Genomic DNA, 16128 nt, shown 5'->3' with positions numbered 1-16128 from the left:
CGGCACGGAAACCCGGTGGCAACGCCCCCGCACACCACCTGATCAGGTGATAACGAACAGCCGACCACCGTGGCGCTGGAGCGCGTCGCTGAGGTCGTCGATCTGCCGTGGGCCCCGCACGGGGAGGACGCGGAAGCCGCCGTGCCTGCGGGAGTGGCGTTTGCCCAGCCCGCCTGCCTGGTCCTTGGGGTCCCGGGGCCAGACGACCAGCCAGGTCTCGCGGCCGTCGGCGACCAGTTCCACCCGGCCGATCTCCGACCAGGCCATGGTCCGGCTGTCGGCGGTATCGCGGATGACCAGGCCGGACGGGGAGATCTCCACCGACCGCGGCTTGGCCCGGAGGACGCGGTAGAGGGACCGCAGGGCCGACAGGGCCATGAGGACCGTCGCGACCGTGAGACCCGCCGCCAGCGCGTGGTCGCCGCGATCGACGCCATAAGCCGCGCCGACGCCGAAGACCACCGCCCCGCACCCGACCAGCAGCGCCCGCGCGAGGTCGGGCAGTCGGGACTTGGCGAACACCGCCGGGGCGCTCGCCGCCGCCGTGCGGGCGCGGACCAGTTCGGCGGCCTTGGCCGTCGCGAGGCGGACCCGCTCGGCGCGGGCCGCGGCGGCGGTCCGGGCCTCCTCGGCCGCCCTCGCCGCCCGGGCGGAGTCGGCGGCGCGCGCCGACTCGGCGGCCCGGGCGGCGGCCGTGGCGTCGGCGACCCGGGCGGGGTCGGCGCCCGACGGGGTGTCCACGAGGGTGGGGCGGCGGGGCGCGGGGTGGGCGCGCAGGGCGGTCGTGCGCTCGTCGACCATGGCCAGCACCGAGCCCGGCAGCCAGTCGCCGGTGGTGGCGGTACCCGCTTCGGCCAGCAGGTCCGCCGGGGTGGGGCGCAGCTCCGGCCGCACGTTCAGGCACCGGGACACCACTGGGCGCAGTTCCCGGGGGACGCCGGTGAGGTCCGGGCCCGTGTGCACCGCGCGGTAGAGCAGCGCGGGGATCTCGCCCTCCCCGAACGGCCCGCGCCCCGTCGCGGCGAACACCATGACCGCGCCCAGGGCGAAGACGTCGCAGGCCGGGCCGACCTCGGTGCCCGAGATCTGCTCCGGGGAGAGGTAGCCCGGGGTGCCGAAGACCATCCCGGTCAGCGTCAGGCCCGCGCCGCGCACGGCCTTGGCGATGCCGAAATCGATCACGCGCGGGCCGTCGGCGGCGAGCAGCACGTTCGACGGTTTCAGGTCGCGGTGCACCAGGCCCGCGCCGTGGATGGCGGCCAGCGCCTCCGCCAGGCCTGCCATCAGGGCGCGCACCACCGGCTCGGCCAGGGGCCCGTTCGTCGAGACCGCCTCGGACAGGGTCGGGCCCGCGACGTACTCGGTGGCCAGCCAGGGCCGCTCGGCGTCCGGGTCGGCGCCGACGACCGCGGCCGTCCAGAAGCCGCCGACCGCGCGGGCCATATCGATCTCCTGGCGGAAGCGGGCGCGGAAGGCGGGGTCGTCGGCCAGTTCGGCGCGGGCGACCTTCACCGCGACCGGGCGACCGCCCGGCGACCGGCCCAGGAAGACCGTGCCCATGGCGCCCCGGCCGAGGCGGGCGACCAGCGCGAAGTCACCGATCCGCGTGGGATCGCCGGCCCGCAACTCCCGCACCCCGACACCCTCCCACACCAACCCGTCTCCGGCAGGCTACCGATTTGTTATACCCCTGGCGCGGACCCGAGTCGGCGGTATCGAGGACGATCCGGACATTTTCGCTGATCAACCGGTTGGTGTAGCGCGCGTCGCACTGGACAATTGAGCCAAGCCTTACCTACGTTTCCTCAGGTAAGCCTTGGCTGATCAGCTGACGGCCGGACGGGAGGTGACCATGGAATACGCGTTCACGGGCGCGCTGCTCGGCCTGCGCGAGGGCCTGGAGGCCGCGCTGGTGGTGAGCATTCTGCTCGCGTACCTCGTGCGCACCGAGCGCCGGGGCGCGCTGAAGTGGGTGTGGGCGGGCGTCGCGGCGGCCGTGCTGCTGTCCGTGCTGGTCGGCGCGGTCATAACGTTCACCAGCGCGCACCTCCCCTTCGAGGCGCAGGAGACCTTCGGCGGCGCGATGTCGCTGCTGGCCGTGGTGTTCGTCACCGGCATGGTGTTCTGGATGCGCAACACGGCCCGCAAGATCAGCGGGGAACTGCGCGGGAAGCTCTCCGACGCGGTCGCCATCGGCCCGGTCGCGGTCGTCGTCGTGGCATTCCTCTCCGTGGGCCGCGAGGGGCTGGAAACCGCGGTCTTCTTCTACGCCACCGCGCAGTCCGCGGGCCGCGACAGCGGACCGCTGATCGGTTTCCTGATCGGCATCGCGCTGGCCGTCGCGCTCGGCTGGGCGATCTACCGGGGCGCCATCAAGATCAACCTCACCCGCTTCTTCAAGATCACCGGGGTATTCCTGATCTTCGTCGCGGCCGGGGTGCTCGGCTACGGCCTGCACGACCTCCAGGAGGCGGCCGTGCTGCCCGGTCTGCGGTCGCACGCGTTCGACCTGTCCGGCCCGGTACCCGAGGACTCCTGGTACGGCGCCCTGCTCAAGGGCATCTTCAACTACTCCGCGCAGACCACCAAGCTGCAGGCCTGGGCCTGGGCGATCTACGTCGTGGTCGTGCTCTACCTCTTCCTCCGACCCGCGCGCACCACCGCGCCCGTCCCCGCCACTGCCACCGCCCAAGGAGAATCGAAGTGACCGCCAGACCCCTCCGCGCCTGCCTCACCGGCGTCGCCGCCCTGGTGACCCTGACCGCGTGCGGGGACAGCGGCGCCGCGCCCGGCGGCGCGGGCGGTCCCATCGCGGTGCAGGCCAAGGACGACGCGTGCGGGGTGGCGCGCGCCGAGGCGGACGCGGGCACGATCACCTTCGAGGTGACCAACGGCGGCAGCCGGGTGACCGAGTTCTACCTCTACGGCGAGGGCGACCGGATCATGGGCGAGGTCGAGAACATCACCCCCGGCCTGACCCGCAAGCTGATCGTCGAGGTGGCCGACGGCGGCAAGTACCAGACCTCGTGCCGCCCCGGCATGACCGGCGACGGCATCCGCGCCGAGTTCACCGTCAAGGGCGCCGCGGCCCGCCAGGCCGACGCGAACACCCAGCTCGGCGAGGCGACCAAGGGCTACCAGCGCTACGTCAACGCGCAGGTGGAGCCTCTCCAGACCAAGACCGCCGAGTTCGTCGCGGCGGTCAAGGCGGGCAAGGTCGACGAGGCCAAGGCGCTGTTCCCGGTCGCGCGGACCTACTGGGAGCGCATCGAGCCGGTCGCGGAGAGCTTCGGCGACCTCGACCCGAGGATCGACGCCCGCGAGGCCGACCTGGAGCCCGGGCAGGAGTTCACCGGCTTCCACCGGCTGGAGAAGGACCTGTGGGTCAGCGGCCTGCGGGCCGACAGCGGCAAGGTCGCCGACCAGCTGCAGACCGACGTGACGGAGATCGTCAACCGGGCCAAGACCGTCGAGCTGACCCCGCTGCAGCTGGCCAACGGCGCCAAGGAGCTGCTCGACGAGGTGGCCACCGGCAAGATCACCGGCGAGGAGGACACCTTCTCGCACACCGACCTGTGGGACTTCCAGGCCAACGTGGAGGGTTCGAAGGCGGCGGTCGCGGCGCTGCGGCCGGTCGTGGAGGGCCGGGACGCCGCGCTGGCCAAGACCATCGACGAGCGGTTCGCCGCGGTCCAGTCGCTGCTGGACAAGCAGCGCGCCGGTGACGGGTTCAAGCTCTACACGGACCTGTCCGCGGCGGAGGTCAAGGCGTTCGCCGAGGCCGTGGACGCGCTCGGCGAGCCGATCAGCAAGGTCGCCGAGGTGGTGGCCCAGAAGTGAGCGGACTGTCGCGGCGGGGAGTACTGGGTCTGGCGGGCGCGGGGGTCGCGGCCGTCGGGATCGGCGCGGCGGCCGGGGTGCTCGCCTCGGGTGAACCGGCGCCCGCGCCCCGGGGACCGGATCCGTCGGCGCCGGTGCCGTTCCGGGGTCAGCACCAGGCGGGGATCATCACGCCCGCGCAGGACCGGATGCACTTCGTCGCCTTCGACGTGACGACGCGGGACCGGGGCGCGCTGGTGGAGCTGCTGCGCGAGTGGACGGCCGCGGCGGAGCGGATGACGGCGGGCCGGGAGGCCGCCGAGGGCGGTGCCGTGGGCGGATCGCGCCAGGCGCCGCCCGCGGACACAGGGGAGGCGCTGGACCTGCCCGCGTCGGCGTTGACGCTGACCATCGGGTTCGGCCCGTCGCTGTTCGACGACCGGTTCGGCCTGGCCGACCGGCGGCCGGAAGCGCTGGTCGACCTGCCGCACTTCCGCGGCGACGACCTCGACGCCAAGCGCGGTGGCGGGGACATCTGCGTGCAGGCGTGCGCGAACGACCCGCAGGTGGCGGTGCACGCGATCCGCAACCTGGCGCGCATCGGCTTCGGCAAGGTCGCGGTGCGCTGGTCGCAGCTGGGGTTCGGGCGCACGTCGTCGACCTCGACCGCGCAGGCCACCCCGCGCAACCTGTTCGGCTTCAAGGACGGCACCAACAACCTCAAGGCGGAGGACCCGGCCGCGCTCGCGGAGCACGTCTGGGTCACCGAGGGTCCGCGGTGGATGGTCGGCGGCACGTACCTGGTGGCCCGCCGGATCCGGATGCACATCGAGATCTGGGACCGCACGTCGCTGGCCGAGCAGGAGGACATCGTCGGCCGCGCCAAGGGTTCCGGCGCGCCCCTGGGCCAGACGGCCGAGTTCGACCCGGTGGACCTGCACGTGCGGGGCGCGGGCGGGGTGCCGCTGATCCCGGACGACTCGCACATCCGGCTGGCGTCGGCGGAGAGCCTCGGCGGCGCCCGGATCCTGCGTCGCGGCTACAACTTCACCGACGGGTCCGACGGGTTGGGCCACCTGGACGCGGGGTTGTTCTTCGTCTGCTTCAACCGGGACTCGCGCAAGCAGTTCATCCCGATGCAGCAGGCGCTGTCCGCGCACGACCGGATGATGGAGTACCTGGAGCACACCGGCTCCGGTCACTTCGCCTGCCCGCCGGGGTTGGCGGAGGGCCGGTTCTGGGGTGACGACCTGTTCGGCTGATCCCTAGGGTGATCGGATGCCTGACGCGATCTTCGACGACCCCCGGTTGGCCGCGACCTACGACGCCTTCGACGGACCTCGGGACGATTTGGCCGCGTACGTGGCGATCGCGGCCGAGTTGGGCGCTTCTCGGGTGCTGGACGTGGGGAGCGGAACGGGGAACCTGGCGGCGCTGTTGGTGGCGCGCGGGGTCGAGGTCGTGGGGGTGGAGCCCGCCGGGGCGTCGCTGGAGATCGCGCGGCGGCGCGAACCGCGGGCGACGTGGGTGCGCGGTGACGCGGCGACGTTGCCCGCGGTGGCGGCGGACCTCGCGGTGATGACCGCCAACGTGGCCCAGGTGTTCCTGACCGACGACGACTGGACCACCGCTCTCGCCGGTGTCCGTGGGGCGTTGCGGCCCGGCGGGCACCTGGTCTTCGAGACCCGTCGGCCGGAGCGTCGACTCTGGGAGGACTGGGCGGCGGACACGGCGTGGCACACCCTGGACGTCGACGGGGTCGGGTCCGTGCGGCGGCGCATGGCGGTCACCGAGGTGCGGTTGCCGCTGGTGTCGTTCCGCTTCACCTACGAGTTCCCCGACGGGGGAACGCTCACATCGGACTCCACGCTGCGGTTCCGCGACCGGGACGAGGTCGAGGCGTCGCTGGTCGAATCGGGGTACCGGGTGCTCGACGTCCGGGAGGCGGCGGACCGGCCGGGGCGGGAGTTCGTTTTCCTGACCCAACTCGTGGCCGCGTAGGGTCGCGCGGCGGGGTGGTCGAGGACGATGATGGGCGCGACCCTCCCGATTGGAGCACGCCGGTGACGTCCTTCACCCGTCCCGCCACCATCACCCCCTACCTCGCGGTCGCCGACGCCCCACGCGCCATCGACTGGTACGTGCGCGTGTTCGACGGCCACCGGCGCGGTGAGCCGTACCTGATGCCCGACGGCCGCATCGGGCACGCGGAGATCGGGATCGGGGACGCGGTGCTCATGCTCGCCGAGGGCGGGGTGGGTGAGGTGCCGGTCGTGGCACCGGACAACCCGACCACCTTCACCCACTCCCTGAACATCCAGGTCGAGGACGTGGACGCGACCTTCGCCCGCGCGGTGGCGGAGGGCGCGGCCGTCGAACGACACCCCGAGGACCAGGACTACGGGCGGGTGGCGGTGCTCGTCGACCCGTTCGGCCACCGCTGGCTGGTGACGGGCACCCCGGTCCGCAGCTCCCGCACCCCGGTCGGCGAGTCGGACTACCTGACGATGGTCGTCCGCGACGCCGACCGGGCGAAGGGCTTCTACGGGGCGGTGCTGGGCTGGGAGTTCGTCCCGGGCTCGGTGGAGGGCGCGTGGCAGGTGGCCAACCACAGCAACATCGGCCTGTGGGCGAACGGCGACGAACCGGCCAACCAGCTGTGCTTCCGTGTAGCCGACATCGAGGCCGCGCTGCGGGCGGTGACCACGCACGGGGGGAAGGCCGGGGAGGCGAAGGAACGCCCGTTCGGCCTGCTCGCCGACTGCGCGGACCCGGAGGGGACCGTGTTCTACCTGTACCAAACCTGACCCGAGGGTCGCATTCGGCACCCAGGTATAGGTTTACCTTGGCGGCATAGCATCAACAGACACCACTGTGGACCTTGCCTGGGTTCCCCGGGCGTGCGCGCTGCCCACCGCCGAACAGCCGCTCAGGCTGGCCGAGTTCGATGCGCTGTTCACCGCTCTCCGAGCCGTCGAGCGACCCGAGCCGACCCGGCTGCGGCTGGTGCTGGACGCTTCGGTGGAAGCCATCGCACGTGACCTGGCGGCCAGGGAGACCGAGTGCTGCTCGTTCTTCACCTTCGCTTTCGACCGCGACGAGCACCTGAGCGTGGACATCTCCATCCCGTCAGCCGGGTCGGGGTCCTCGACGGTCTCGCCACGTGCGCCGCCACCCCGTGCTGCCCATCCCTTCACCGGTGACACCCGATGACCGGCACCGAGCCGCCGTGCGCGGCCAAGATCGGCGTCGGGCCTGCCGTCGGCGCCGCCCCGCTGCTCGTCACGGCCGGTGTCTTGACCGGCGCGGGCGCGGCGGTGCTGACCAACACCCTCATCGCCGTGGCCGTCGTGTCAGTGCTCGCGGCGGCGGGCCCGTGGTGGCGGCACCGCCGCCGGGCGCACGCGTGCCGTGGTACTTGTTCGTGTTGATGTGGGGCGTTTTCCCGTGACTGGGAACGGGAACGGCGCGTGGTTGACGAGGTCGGCGGCCCTGGTTTGAATCACGCGGGTGCGGATGAAGCGGATCTTCCCGGTCGCCTGTTTGGTCGCCGTCGTCGCGGCGGTGCCGAGTCCGGCGGCGGTCGCGGCGCCCGCGGGGCTCGGGTTCGACCTCGACCGGGCGACGATCCCCCAACTCCAACACCTGATGGACCGCGGCAGGCTCAGCTCCGCGCGCCTGACCCGCGAGTACCTCGACCGCATCCGCACCGTCGACCGCAAGGTGCGCGCGGTCATCGCCCTCGACGACTCCGCCGTGGCGCAGGCCGAGGCGAGTGACCGCAGGCGGCGGGCCGGGCACGCGCGGGGGCCGTTGGACGGGATTCCCGTGCTGCTCAAGGACAACATCGACACCCGGGGCGTGCAGACCACGGCCGGGTCACGGGCCCTGCTCGGCAAGCCGCCCGCCGCGGACGCGGCGTTGGTGCGGCGGCTGCGGGACGCGGGGGCGGTGGTGTTGGGCAAGGCGAACCTGTCCGAGTGGGCCAACTTCCGGTCGACGCACTCCAGCTCCGGGTGGTCCGGCGTCGGTGGGCAGACGAACAACCCGTACGTGCTCGACCGCAACCCGTGTGGGTCTTCGTCGGGGTCGGGGGCCGCGGTGGCGGCGTCGTTGGCTCAGGTGGCGATCGGGACGGAGACCGACGGGTCGATCGTGTGCCCGGCGGCGGCGAACGGGGTCGTGGGGCACAAGCCGAGTCTGGGGCTGGTCAGCCGGAGCGGGGTGGTGCCGCTCTCGCTGGAGCAGGACACGGCGGGGCCGATGGCGCGGACGGTCGAGGACGTGGCGATCACGCTGTCGGTGCTGCAGGGCCGCGACCGCGCCGACCGGGCGACCCTGGACTACCCGGCGTCGCAGACCCGTGACTACGCGGCGGCGTTGCGGCCGGGGGCGTTGCGGGGTGCGCGGCTCGGGCTGTGGAGCATGCGCGGGGTCGACCCCGACGCGGACCGGGTGGTGGCGCGCAGCGTCGAGGTGTTGCGCGCCCAGGGGGCGACGGTGGTCGAGGTCGACCTCCCGTACCAGGCGGAGATCGGAGCGGTGGAGTACCCGGCGCTGATCACGGAGTTCGCGCGTGACCTGCCCGCGTACCTGCGCACGCGGCCCGGGGCGCCGCAGACCATGCAGGCGCTGGTCGACTTCAACCGGAACGACCCGGTGGAGCTGAAGTACTTCGGGCAGGAGCTGTTCGAGGAGGCCGTGAAGGCGCCGGGCCCCGACGACCCGACGTACAAGCAGCAGCGCGAGACGGCCACGACGCTCGCCCGCCGGTCCATCGACGAGACGCTGAAGGCCCAGCACCTGGACGCGCTCATCGCACCGACCAACAGCCCGGCGTGGAAGACCGACTACGAGCACGGCGACGCGTACATCCTCGGCACCTCCACCCCGGCCGCCGCGGCGGGCTACCGGCGGTCACGGTGCCCGCGGGCTACGGCGGCGAGTTGCCGATCGGGCTGTCGTTCTTCGCCGACCGCTGGTCGGACGCCAAGGTCCTCGCCCTGGCCGCCGCGTTCGAGAAGGCCAACCCGGCCCGGCACGCGCCCCGCTACCTGACCACGGGGTAGTGTCCAGGGTGGACCGTTCCACCCTTGGGGGCCTTCGTGAAGAAGTTCGTCGACAACCCGGCGGGCGTGCCCGCGCCCCCGCCGGGGCGCTACTCGCACGTCTCGCGCGTGGAGATCGCCGACACCGTGACGCTGACGCTGGCCGGGCAGTGCGCGATCGGCGACGACCTCTCGGTCGTGGCGCCCGGTGACATCGTCGGCCAGACGGACCGGGTCTTCGAGATCATCGGCATCCTGCTGGCCGCGCACGGCGCGACCTTCGCCGACATCACCAGCACCCGCACGTACCTGACCGACATGGACGACCGCGCCGCGTACGCCGAGACCCGCGCCAAGTACCTGCCCGCCGACGCGCTGCCGCCGAGCACGGTCGTCGAGGTGTCGCGGCTGTTCCTGCCGGACGTCGTCGTCGAGGTCGAGGTCGTCGCGGTCCGGGAGCTGGACCGGGCGTAATCGCGTTGCCCGCGGCCCCCGGCCCGCACCAGGATGGTCATTGAGCGCTTGACCACCTGGGGAGGTCGATCCCGCGCGTGTCCGGAACCACGGCTGAAGCCCCCGCCGGGGTGTTCTCGCGGACCTACTTGGCGGCGACGACGAGTTTCGTCGCGGTGAACGCCCTGGCCGGGCTGGCGGCCTTGGCGGTCGTGCCGACGCTGCCGATGGCGGTGCGGGACCTCGACGGGGTGTGGCTGTACCCGTTCGTGGCGAGTTCGTTCGTGGCCGCGAGCCTGCTCGGCGGCGTCCTGGGCGGCAACTGGGCCGACCGGGTCGGTGCGGGGCGGCCGTTGGCGGTCGCGCTGGCCCTGGCGGTGGTGACGCTGGTGGTGTCGGCGATCAGCGTCTCGGTGTGGTAGCTGGCGGCGGGCCGGTTCCTGGACGGTGTGTCGGCGGGGATGACGATCGTCGCGATCAACACCGCGATCGGGCAGACGTACCCGGACCGGTTGCGTCCCAGGGTGTTGGCGCTGATGGCGGCGAGCTGGGTCGGCCCGTCGCTGCTCGGCCCACCCCTCGCGGGCCTGGTCGTGTCGTGGACGTCGTGGCGGGTCGTGTTCTTCGGGCTGGCGGCGTTGACGTTGCCGCCCGCCGTCGCCGTCGTGCTGTTGCTGCGCAAGACCCGGCACGCCCCTCCCCCACCGTCCGAGGGCAGGCGGCCGGGCCTGCTGGTGGCGGCGGCGGTCAGCGCGGGCGCGGCGGCGGGTCAGTACGCGGTGACGGGCGGGGACGTCGCGCACCTGGTGTTCGGCGCGGTCGCGGTGGTGCTGGTCGTGGCCTTCGTCCGCCGGATGCTGCCGCCACGTACGTTGACGGCCGCGCGGGGACTCCCGGCGACGGTGTTGCTGAACGGGTTGGCGTCGGGGACGTTCTGCACGCTGGAGGCGTTCGTCCCGCTGTTGCTGGACACGGCGGAGGACGTGCCGCCCGCGTTGACGGGTCTGGTGTTCACCGGCGCGGCCGTGGCGTGGGCGGGGTCGTCGTGGGCGCAGAGCCATTTTCTGGTCGATGTGCCCCGGCACCGCACTGTCGCCATGGGGGCGACCCTGGTCGTGGCCGCGGCTGCCCTGGCCGCCGCGGGCCCGTTCTTCGGCCTGCCCGCGTACTTCCCCGCCGCGTCCCTGGTCCTCGCGGCGATCGGCATGGGGATGGTGTCACCGATGCTGACCGTGCTGTCCCTGGCGCACGCCGAACCGGGGCGACAAGGCTCCGCGAGCAGCGCGATGATGACGTCGCGCAACCTGGGGCAACTGGGCGTCACGGCGGCGTCCTCCGCCCTGTTCAGCCTGCTGGCACCCGCGACCCGACTCAGCTTCGGCGCGGCCTTCGCGATCCTCGCGGTGCCGAGCCTGCTGCTCGCCCTCCTGGCGAGCCGTACCCGGGATCCCGTCGCCCGCTCCGCTAGTTGACGGGGTAGCAGTCGCCCCTCGCCTCGTGGTCCAACTCCCACAGCGTGACGGGCACCTCGGCCACCACGTCCTGCGCACCGGCGGACACGATGCCCGCCCCCTCGAAGTCGCGGGTGCCCGGGCCCCCGAGGAACCACAGCACGAACGCGGGGTTGTGCTCGATGATCGAGTCGCGGGTCCAGCCGGTGTCCCCCAGCTCGGCCGCCCGCCGCTCGACGTGGTCCAGCAGCGCGTCCTCGTCGACGACCACGAAGTCGACCCGCGACTGGTAGGTCATGCGCCGCCCCCGCGGCGCGACGAACTCCTCGACGTCGCCGGTGTCCTCGTCCTCCACGTCCTCCTCGTCCGCGTCGTCCTCATCGTCCGCGTCGTCGAGGTCGTCGTGGACGGGGTCGCCGAAGCCGTAGAGCACATCGCCACCCCAGCCCCGGGCGGTCAGCGCCGCCTCGACCGCCCGGGCCGCCACTCGCACGGCGGTCATGGCCTCGGCCACCGTGGCCAACTCGTCGCTGGCCAGGTCGTCCGCACGCGCCCGCAACACCGCCGCCAGTTCGTGCGCGGCCTCGACGGTCAGGTTCGTCATGGCGGTGATCTTGCCGGCGATGCCGCGGCGCACGGGTGGAATTGTCGGCGAGGCGGTCAGGCGACGACGCGAGGTGGGGCTGGTGACCAGACCCTGGCGACGCCACCGTCCTCGTCGAGACCGCGGCGGCCAGGATTTCGGCGTGGAAGACGTCGTCACCGAGGACGTCCGGTGCCCGGATGGGCCGTTCGCATGACCCGTCACGGGCGGGGTACCCCGAGGTCGACACGGCCATTCGAGGAGGTTGACGTGCCCCAGGCGTGGAGCAGGAAACGGGAGCGGCAGTACCAGCACATCAAGGATTCAGCCGAGGACCGAGGTGCCTCCGAGAGCCGGGCAGAGGAGATCGCGGCGCGCACGGTGAACAAGAACCGTGCTCAGGCCGGTGAGTCCAAACAGGCCAGTAGGACGTCCACGCGGGACATGTCGCCGCAGAAGCGCGGTGGGCAGCGGTCCGGGCGCAAGGGGCCGAAGGGACCGACCAAGGACCAGCTCTACAACGAGGCGAAAAAGCGGGGTGTGCGGGGGCGGTCGAAAATGACGAAGAAGGAGCTTGCGGACGCGCTCGGGAAGTAGGGTCTGCGGGCCGTACGGTGTCCTGCCACACTGGGGCCGTGCGTTCCTTCGACGAACTCGTCCGCGAGGCCGCGTCGGTCGACGTCCTGGGGTCGGATTTCTCCTGGTTGGCGGGGCGCGCCCGCGAGGAGCGCACGCCGTGGGGGTACGCGAACCTGGTGGCCGAACGGGCGGCTTCGGCCGAGCGGGTGCTCGACGCGCAGACCGGTGACGGCCGGGTGATCGCCTCGGCGTTGAGCGCCAGGCCTGCGGTGTTCGCGGCCACCGAGAGCAGACCGGCGCTGCTCGACCGCGCGAAGCCCGTCCTCGCCCGATTGGGTGGTGTGCTCGTCCGGGCCGACGACGGCTACCTGCCCCTCACGCCCGGCGCGTTCGACCTGGTCGTCAGCAGGCACCCGAGGATCGGGTCGACCGACTGGACGCAGGTCGCCCGCGTCCTCGCCCCGGGCGGCACGTACCTGGCCCAGCAGTACGGCTCCGGCTACGGGCGCGAGCTGGTCGAGGCCATGCTGGGCCCGCAGGAGGCCGACGGCGGCCTGGCCGAGCAGGAGGCGGCCGCCGCCGAGACCGCCGGGCTGCGGGTGGTGGCCCTGCGCAAGGCGGGCCTGCGCGCCGAGTTCGACGACATCGGCGCCGTCGTCTACCTGCTGCGCAAGATCGTCTGGTTCATCCCCGACTTCGCCGTCGACCCCTACCGCGAGCGGTTGTTGCTGCTGGACAAGCAGATCCGCGCGCAAGGCGCCCTGCGCACCCTCTCCCACCGCTTCCTCATCGAGGCCTGCCGACCCGGCTGAACCACACCACCGGGTGACGGCGGAATAGCGGTGGGTGGTTCGGTGTTCGGCGTGGCATGACCGCAGAGCTCAGCCCCACCGAGTGGGTTCGGAACCAGACGCAGCGGATCCTCGAGGAGGGGACGACCGACGGGATCAAGGTGCTCGGCAGGCCGATCGTGCTGCTGACCCTGCGCGGCGCCAAGAGCGGCAAGCTGCGCTACACGCCGGTGATGCGCGTCGAGCACGACGGCCGCTACGTGGTCGTGGCGTCCAACGGCGGCGACGAGAAGCACCCGACCTGGTACCACAACATCAAGGCGCACCCCGAGTTCCCCCTGCAGGACGGCGCGGTGACCAAGGACTACGCCGCCCGCGAACTCGAGGGCCCCGAGCGCGACGAGTGGTGGCAGCGCGCCGTGGCCGCGTTCCCCCAGTACGCCGACTACCAGGTCAAGACCGACCGGCTGATCCCGCTGTTCGTGCTGGAACCCAAGTAGGGTCAGCCCGGCACGTCCACGTCGTCGTGCTCGGCCGCCGGGGTCTCGTCGATGTCGTCGACCTCGGCGGCGAGCACCGCGCGGATCTCGATGTGGCGGGTGAGGAACGCCCGCTCGTCGAGGCGTTTGCGGCGCAACCACGACGTCACCTCGGTGTTGCACTTGCTGGAGTTGCAGGAGCCGCAGACCGGGACGACGTTGTCCACGGTGTAGCGGCCGCCGCGCGAGATGGGCAGGACGCAGTCGCGCTGGTAGGGGCCGGTGGTGGAACCGCAGTAGGCGCACCCCGCCCAGGCCGCTTGCAGGGCCAGCCACTGGGTGTCGGTCAGGTCGTGGTCGACCTTCGCCATGCGGCGCCTGCGTTTGCGGGACAGCCGTGCGCTCCTACTGCGGTTGACCGCCATTCGGTCAGGCTACGCGGGAACCGGGGCCGGGCCGTGGTCCGACTCGCGGGGGTCATCCGTACCGGTGGTCTACCAGACGACCGGTAACGCGTGGACGCCCTGCATGGTGCCGCCGCTGCGGTAGGGCAGGGCGTCGGACGGGGTTTCCAGGGCCAGGTCCGGCAGGCGGGTGAACAGGACGTCGAAGGCGATCTCCAGTTCGAGGCGGGCCAGGTTCTGGCCGAGGCACTGGTGGATGCCGTAGCCGAAGGTGAGGTGCCTGCGCCCGGACGCCTTCGGGTCCTTGCGCTCCCGGAGGAAGTCCAGTTCGTACGGTTCCGGCCACACCGCCGGGTCCCGGTTGGCCATGGACGACGAGAAGATCAGCCCCTCCCCCGCCCGGATCGCCGCGCCATCGATCTCGATGTCCGCGTCCGCCACCCGCACCCCGGACAGGTCGGTCACCGACACCATGCGCAGGAGTTCGTCGACGGCGGCGGGCAGCAGGTCCCGGTCGGCGCGGATCGCGGCGAGCGCCTCCGGGTGCGCCAGCAGCGTGACCACCCCGAGGGTGATCATCTGCGCGGTCGTGTCGTGGCCGCCGAGCAGCAGGGTCAACGCGATGCGGACGGCGTCCTCGTGGGTCACGTCCGCGTCCGGCCCGTCGCCGATCGCACCGGCCAGCACCGTGATCAGACCCCGGTGCGTCGGCTCCGCCCGCTCGGCGGTGACCAGGCGGTCCAGGTAGTCGAACAGGGTCCGGCCCGCCTCCTCGGCCCCGGCGGCGGAGGTGGCCTGCAACAGCGCGGCCGACGCGCTCTCGAAGAAGGCGTGGTCCTCGTACGGCACGCCCAGCAGGCGGGAGATCACCGCGGACGGGATGGGCAGCGCGTAGTCCGCGAGGAGGTCGGCGGGCGCGCCCTTGGCCTCGATCGCGTCGATGAGCGAGTGCGCCAGCGCGGTGATCTCGTCGCGCTGAGCGCGGGCCTGCTTGAGGCCGAAGTGCGCGGCGAGCAGCTCGCGGTGGGCCTTGTGCCGGGGCGGGTCGATGCCGATCAGGGCCAGCGGCTTGAAGATCTCGGCCTCGAAACGGGGCAGCACCACCGGGAAGTCCGGGCGGGTCCGGTCGGCGGACACCCTCGGGTCGGACAGCAGCGCGCGGGCGGTGGCGTGGCCGGTGACGAGCCAGGCGGTCTCGTCGTTCCACAACTCGACGCGGTGCAGGGACCCTTCCGCACCGAGCGGCTGGTAGGCGCCGGACGGCTGGAACGGGCACTGGCGGTCCTGCGGGTACTGCAGCATGGTGGGTCCTCCCGGGCCGGAACGGATCGACGCCCGCCGGGACGCTACGAGCGAACCGCCGGACCGCCAACGCCGCTTCAGCCCGGCTTCATGGTGTCTTTGGCACTGTGTCTTTGGCCTCGGCTCCGCCGAGGCGGCGAGATCGCCTTTCAGCCGATCTCTTCCCTCGCGATTTCGCGAGGCCCCAGGGGGCCTCGCGAAATCGCTCAGTCCAGAGACCGGCGCGATCTCGCGGTGGTGGTCAGCCTCGGGTGGAGCGCGATCTCGCGGTGGTGGACGGCTGTCTCGCGGTGGTGGACGGCTGTGGTGTGCTTTAGCGGCACTGGCTATTGTTGTCACCAGGTGTGGCGGTACGTACCCACAGTGTGGACAGTAAGCACATCCGCTGATGTGCGGCCCGAGGGCGCGGGGACAGGATGCCTGCATCAAGCATCCCCGGCCCCACCCTTGGAGGACACCCGTGCGCTATCTGCTGCTGGGCCCCTTGCAGATCGCAGGCGAGACCACCCTGACGATCACCGCGCCGAAGATCGAGACGCTGTTCGCCACGCTGCTGATCCGGGCGAACCGGGCCGTCTCGACCGACGAGCTGATCGGTGAGCTGTGGGGTGAGCAGCCGCCGCGCCGGGTGCGCTCGGCGCTGCACGTCTACGTCTCGCAGATCCGCAAGCGGTTCACCGCCGACGAGCCGGGCGCGGCCGTGCTGCGCACCCACGGGCAGGGCTACCTGCTGGAAGTGGACGAGTCCCGGCTGGACGTCACCGACCTGCAGCGCGAGCACGCCCTCGGGCAGTCCCTTGTGGACCGCGACCCGCACGCCGCGCTGGCCGCGTTCACCCGGGCCGCCGCGCTGTTCCGGGGGCCGGTGCTCGGCCACATCCGCAACGGGCTGGTGGTCGGCGGGTTCGGCCGCTGGGCCGACGAGCTGCGGCTGGAGTGCCTGGAGGCGGTGGCCCGGGGTTCGCTGGTCACCGGCCGCCACCGCGAGGTGATCGGGGACCTGGCCAAGTGGGCCGAGGAGTACCCGCTGCACGAGGCGTTCCGCGAGCAGCTGATGGTGGCGCTGTACCGGTCGGGCAGGCGGGCCGAGGCGCTGGCGGTGTTCCAGTCCGCGCGCCGGGTGCTGCGCGAGGAGCTGGGACTGGAGCCGCGCGAGTCGATGCGCAGGCTCCAGTCCCACATCCTCGGTGCCGACCGCGACCTGTCGCTCGCGGGCTGA

General features: G+C 72.4%; 18 protein-coding genes and 1 pseudogene. 15 read left to right on the top strand and 4 right to left on the bottom strand.

What is annotated here, in order from left to right:
* Positions 1-42: 42 nt before the first annotated feature.
* A complete protein-coding gene (locus V5P93_RS16620) occupies positions 43-1635 on the bottom strand; it encodes a serine/threonine-protein kinase (protein ID WP_245930997.1) in 1593 nt (530 codons plus the stop codon).
* Positions 1636-1852: 217 nt separating this feature from the next.
* Here V5P93_RS16620 and efeU point away from each other — a divergent pair, with 217 nt between their 5' ends.
* The 11 genes and pseudogenes from efeU (at position 1853) to V5P93_RS16565 (ending at position 10792) form a co-directional block, all read left to right on the top strand.
* Positions 1853-2707 (top strand): iron uptake transporter permease EfeU, encoded by an 855-nt coding sequence (gene efeU / locus V5P93_RS16615; protein WP_104476622.1) that lies wholly within the window; start codon positions 1853-1855, stop codon positions 2705-2707.
* The gene (gene efeO / locus V5P93_RS16610) at positions 2704-3840 is read left to right on the top strand and encodes an iron uptake system protein EfeO (RefSeq protein ID WP_104476621.1); all 1137 of its coding nucleotides are present in this window, start codon (positions 2704-2706) and stop codon (positions 3838-3840) included. Before efeU ends, efeO begins: the two co-directional genes overlap by 4 nt.
* Positions 3837-5081: an iron uptake transporter deferrochelatase/peroxidase subunit gene (gene efeB, locus V5P93_RS16605; RefSeq protein ID WP_104476619.1), complete on the top strand. Its 1245-nt coding sequence runs from the start codon at positions 3837-3839 to the stop codon at positions 5079-5081. Before efeO ends, efeB begins: the two co-directional genes overlap by 4 nt.
* 16 nt (positions 5082-5097) lie before the next feature.
* Entirely contained in the window at positions 5098-5820 is a 723-nt protein-coding gene (locus V5P93_RS16600; protein WP_104476617.1) for a class I SAM-dependent methyltransferase, read from the top strand.
* Between the two features lie 62 nt (positions 5821-5882).
* Entirely contained in the window at positions 5883-6626 is a 744-nt protein-coding gene (locus V5P93_RS16595; protein WP_181043287.1) for a VOC family protein, read from the top strand.
* A gap of 67 nt (positions 6627-6693) precedes the next feature.
* Positions 6694-7032, top strand: a complete 339-nt coding sequence (locus tag V5P93_RS16590; RefSeq protein ID WP_219823887.1) for a hypothetical protein — start codon at positions 6694-6696, stop codon at positions 7030-7032.
* Positions 7029-7250, top strand: a complete 222-nt coding sequence (locus V5P93_RS16585) for a hypothetical protein (protein ID WP_104476614.1) — start codon at positions 7029-7031, stop codon at positions 7248-7250. The genes V5P93_RS16590 and V5P93_RS16585 overlap by 4 nt, the downstream gene beginning before the upstream one ends.
* 85 nt (positions 7251-7335) lie before the next feature.
* Positions 7336-8888, top strand: a pseudogene (locus V5P93_RS16580) (amidase).
* A gap of 24 nt (positions 8889-8912) precedes the next feature.
* Positions 8913-9341: a RidA family protein gene (locus tag V5P93_RS16575; RefSeq protein WP_245930996.1), complete on the top strand. Its 429-nt coding sequence runs from the start codon at positions 8913-8915 to the stop codon at positions 9339-9341.
* A gap of 77 nt (positions 9342-9418) precedes the next feature.
* Positions 9419-9742: a hypothetical protein gene (locus V5P93_RS16570; RefSeq protein ID WP_219823886.1), complete on the top strand. Its 324-nt coding sequence runs from the start codon at positions 9419-9421 to the stop codon at positions 9740-9742.
* Positions 9743-10792 carry an MFS transporter gene (locus V5P93_RS16565; RefSeq protein WP_281261638.1) on the top strand — a complete coding sequence of 350 codons (1050 nt, stop codon included), beginning with the start codon at positions 9743-9745 and terminating at the stop codon, positions 10790-10792.
* Here V5P93_RS16565 and V5P93_RS16560 read toward each other — a convergent pair.
* Positions 10785-11408, bottom strand: coding sequence for a hypothetical protein (locus V5P93_RS16560; protein ID WP_181043286.1), 624 nt, complete (start codon positions 11406-11408; stop codon positions 10785-10787). The two genes, V5P93_RS16565 and V5P93_RS16560, sit on opposite strands and share 8 nt — an antisense overlap.
* 216 nt (positions 11409-11624) lie before the next feature.
* On the opposite strand from V5P93_RS16560, the gene V5P93_RS16555 reads away from it, so the two are divergent.
* Genes V5P93_RS16555 through V5P93_RS16545 form a run of 3 tightly spaced genes read left to right on the top strand, consistent with a single transcriptional unit; the run spans position 11625 to position 13224 of the window.
* Positions 11625-11951: a plasmid stabilization protein gene (locus V5P93_RS16555; RefSeq protein ID WP_104476608.1), complete on the top strand. Its 327-nt coding sequence runs from the start codon at positions 11625-11627 to the stop codon at positions 11949-11951.
* A 38-nt stretch (positions 11952-11989) separates the two neighbouring features.
* Positions 11990-12745 carry a class I SAM-dependent methyltransferase gene (locus V5P93_RS16550; protein WP_104476606.1) on the top strand — a complete coding sequence of 252 codons (756 nt, stop codon included), beginning with the start codon at positions 11990-11992 and terminating at the stop codon, positions 12743-12745.
* 56 nt (positions 12746-12801) lie between these two features.
* Positions 12802-13224 carry a nitroreductase family deazaflavin-dependent oxidoreductase gene (locus V5P93_RS16545; protein WP_104476604.1) on the top strand — a complete coding sequence of 141 codons (423 nt, stop codon included), beginning with the start codon at positions 12802-12804 and terminating at the stop codon, positions 13222-13224.
* A gap of 2 nt (positions 13225-13226) precedes the next feature.
* Here V5P93_RS16545 and V5P93_RS16540 read toward each other — a convergent pair whose 3' ends face one another.
* Together V5P93_RS16540 and V5P93_RS16535 are read right to left on the bottom strand one after the other, a co-directional pair.
* Positions 13227-13628, bottom strand: a complete 402-nt coding sequence (locus V5P93_RS16540; RefSeq protein ID WP_104476602.1) for an HNH endonuclease — start codon at positions 13626-13628, stop codon at positions 13227-13229.
* Positions 13629-13697: 69 nt separating this feature from the next.
* The gene (locus tag V5P93_RS16535; RefSeq protein ID WP_104476600.1) at positions 13698-14909 is read right to left on the bottom strand and encodes a cytochrome P450; all 1212 of its coding nucleotides are present in this window, start codon (positions 14907-14909) and stop codon (positions 13698-13700) included.
* Positions 14910-15369: 460 nt separating this feature from the next.
* Here V5P93_RS16535 and V5P93_RS16530 point away from each other — a divergent pair, with 460 nt between their 5' ends.
* Positions 15370-16128 (top strand): AfsR/SARP family transcriptional regulator, encoded by a 759-nt coding sequence (locus tag V5P93_RS16530; RefSeq protein ID WP_219823884.1) that lies wholly within the window; start codon positions 15370-15372, stop codon positions 16126-16128.

Origin of the sequence: Actinokineospora auranticolor (genome assembly GCF_041897805.1) — a bacterium.
In the GTDB taxonomy this organism is placed as follows: Bacteria; Actinomycetota; Actinomycetes; order Mycobacteriales; family Pseudonocardiaceae; genus Actinokineospora; species Actinokineospora auranticolor.
Note: the sequence above shows the minus strand (reverse complement) of the source record. Positions and strands in the feature narration are given on the sequence as shown.

Excerpts from the sequence above, each read along its gene's own strand:
- V5P93_RS16600 (WP_104476617.1), top strand. The coding sequence starts at position 5,098 with ATGCCTGACGCGATCTTCGACGACCCCCGGTTGGCCGCGACCTACGAC.
- V5P93_RS16585 (WP_104476614.1), top strand. The coding sequence starts at position 7,029 with ATGACCGGCACCGAGCCGCCGTGCGCGGCCAAGATCGGCGTCGGGCCT.
- V5P93_RS16535 (WP_104476600.1), bottom strand. The coding sequence starts at position 14,909 with ATGCTGCAGTACCCGCAGGACCGCCAGTGCCCGTTCCAGCCGTCCGGC.
- efeU (WP_104476622.1), top strand. The coding sequence starts at position 1,853 with ATGGAATACGCGTTCACGGGCGCGCTGCTCGGCCTGCGCGAGGGCCTG.
- V5P93_RS16540 (WP_104476602.1), bottom strand. The coding sequence starts at position 13,628 with ATGGCGGTCAACCGCAGTAGGAGCGCACGGCTGTCCCGCAAACGCAGG.
- V5P93_RS16545 (WP_104476604.1), top strand. The coding sequence starts at position 12,802 with ATGACCGCAGAGCTCAGCCCCACCGAGTGGGTTCGGAACCAGACGCAG.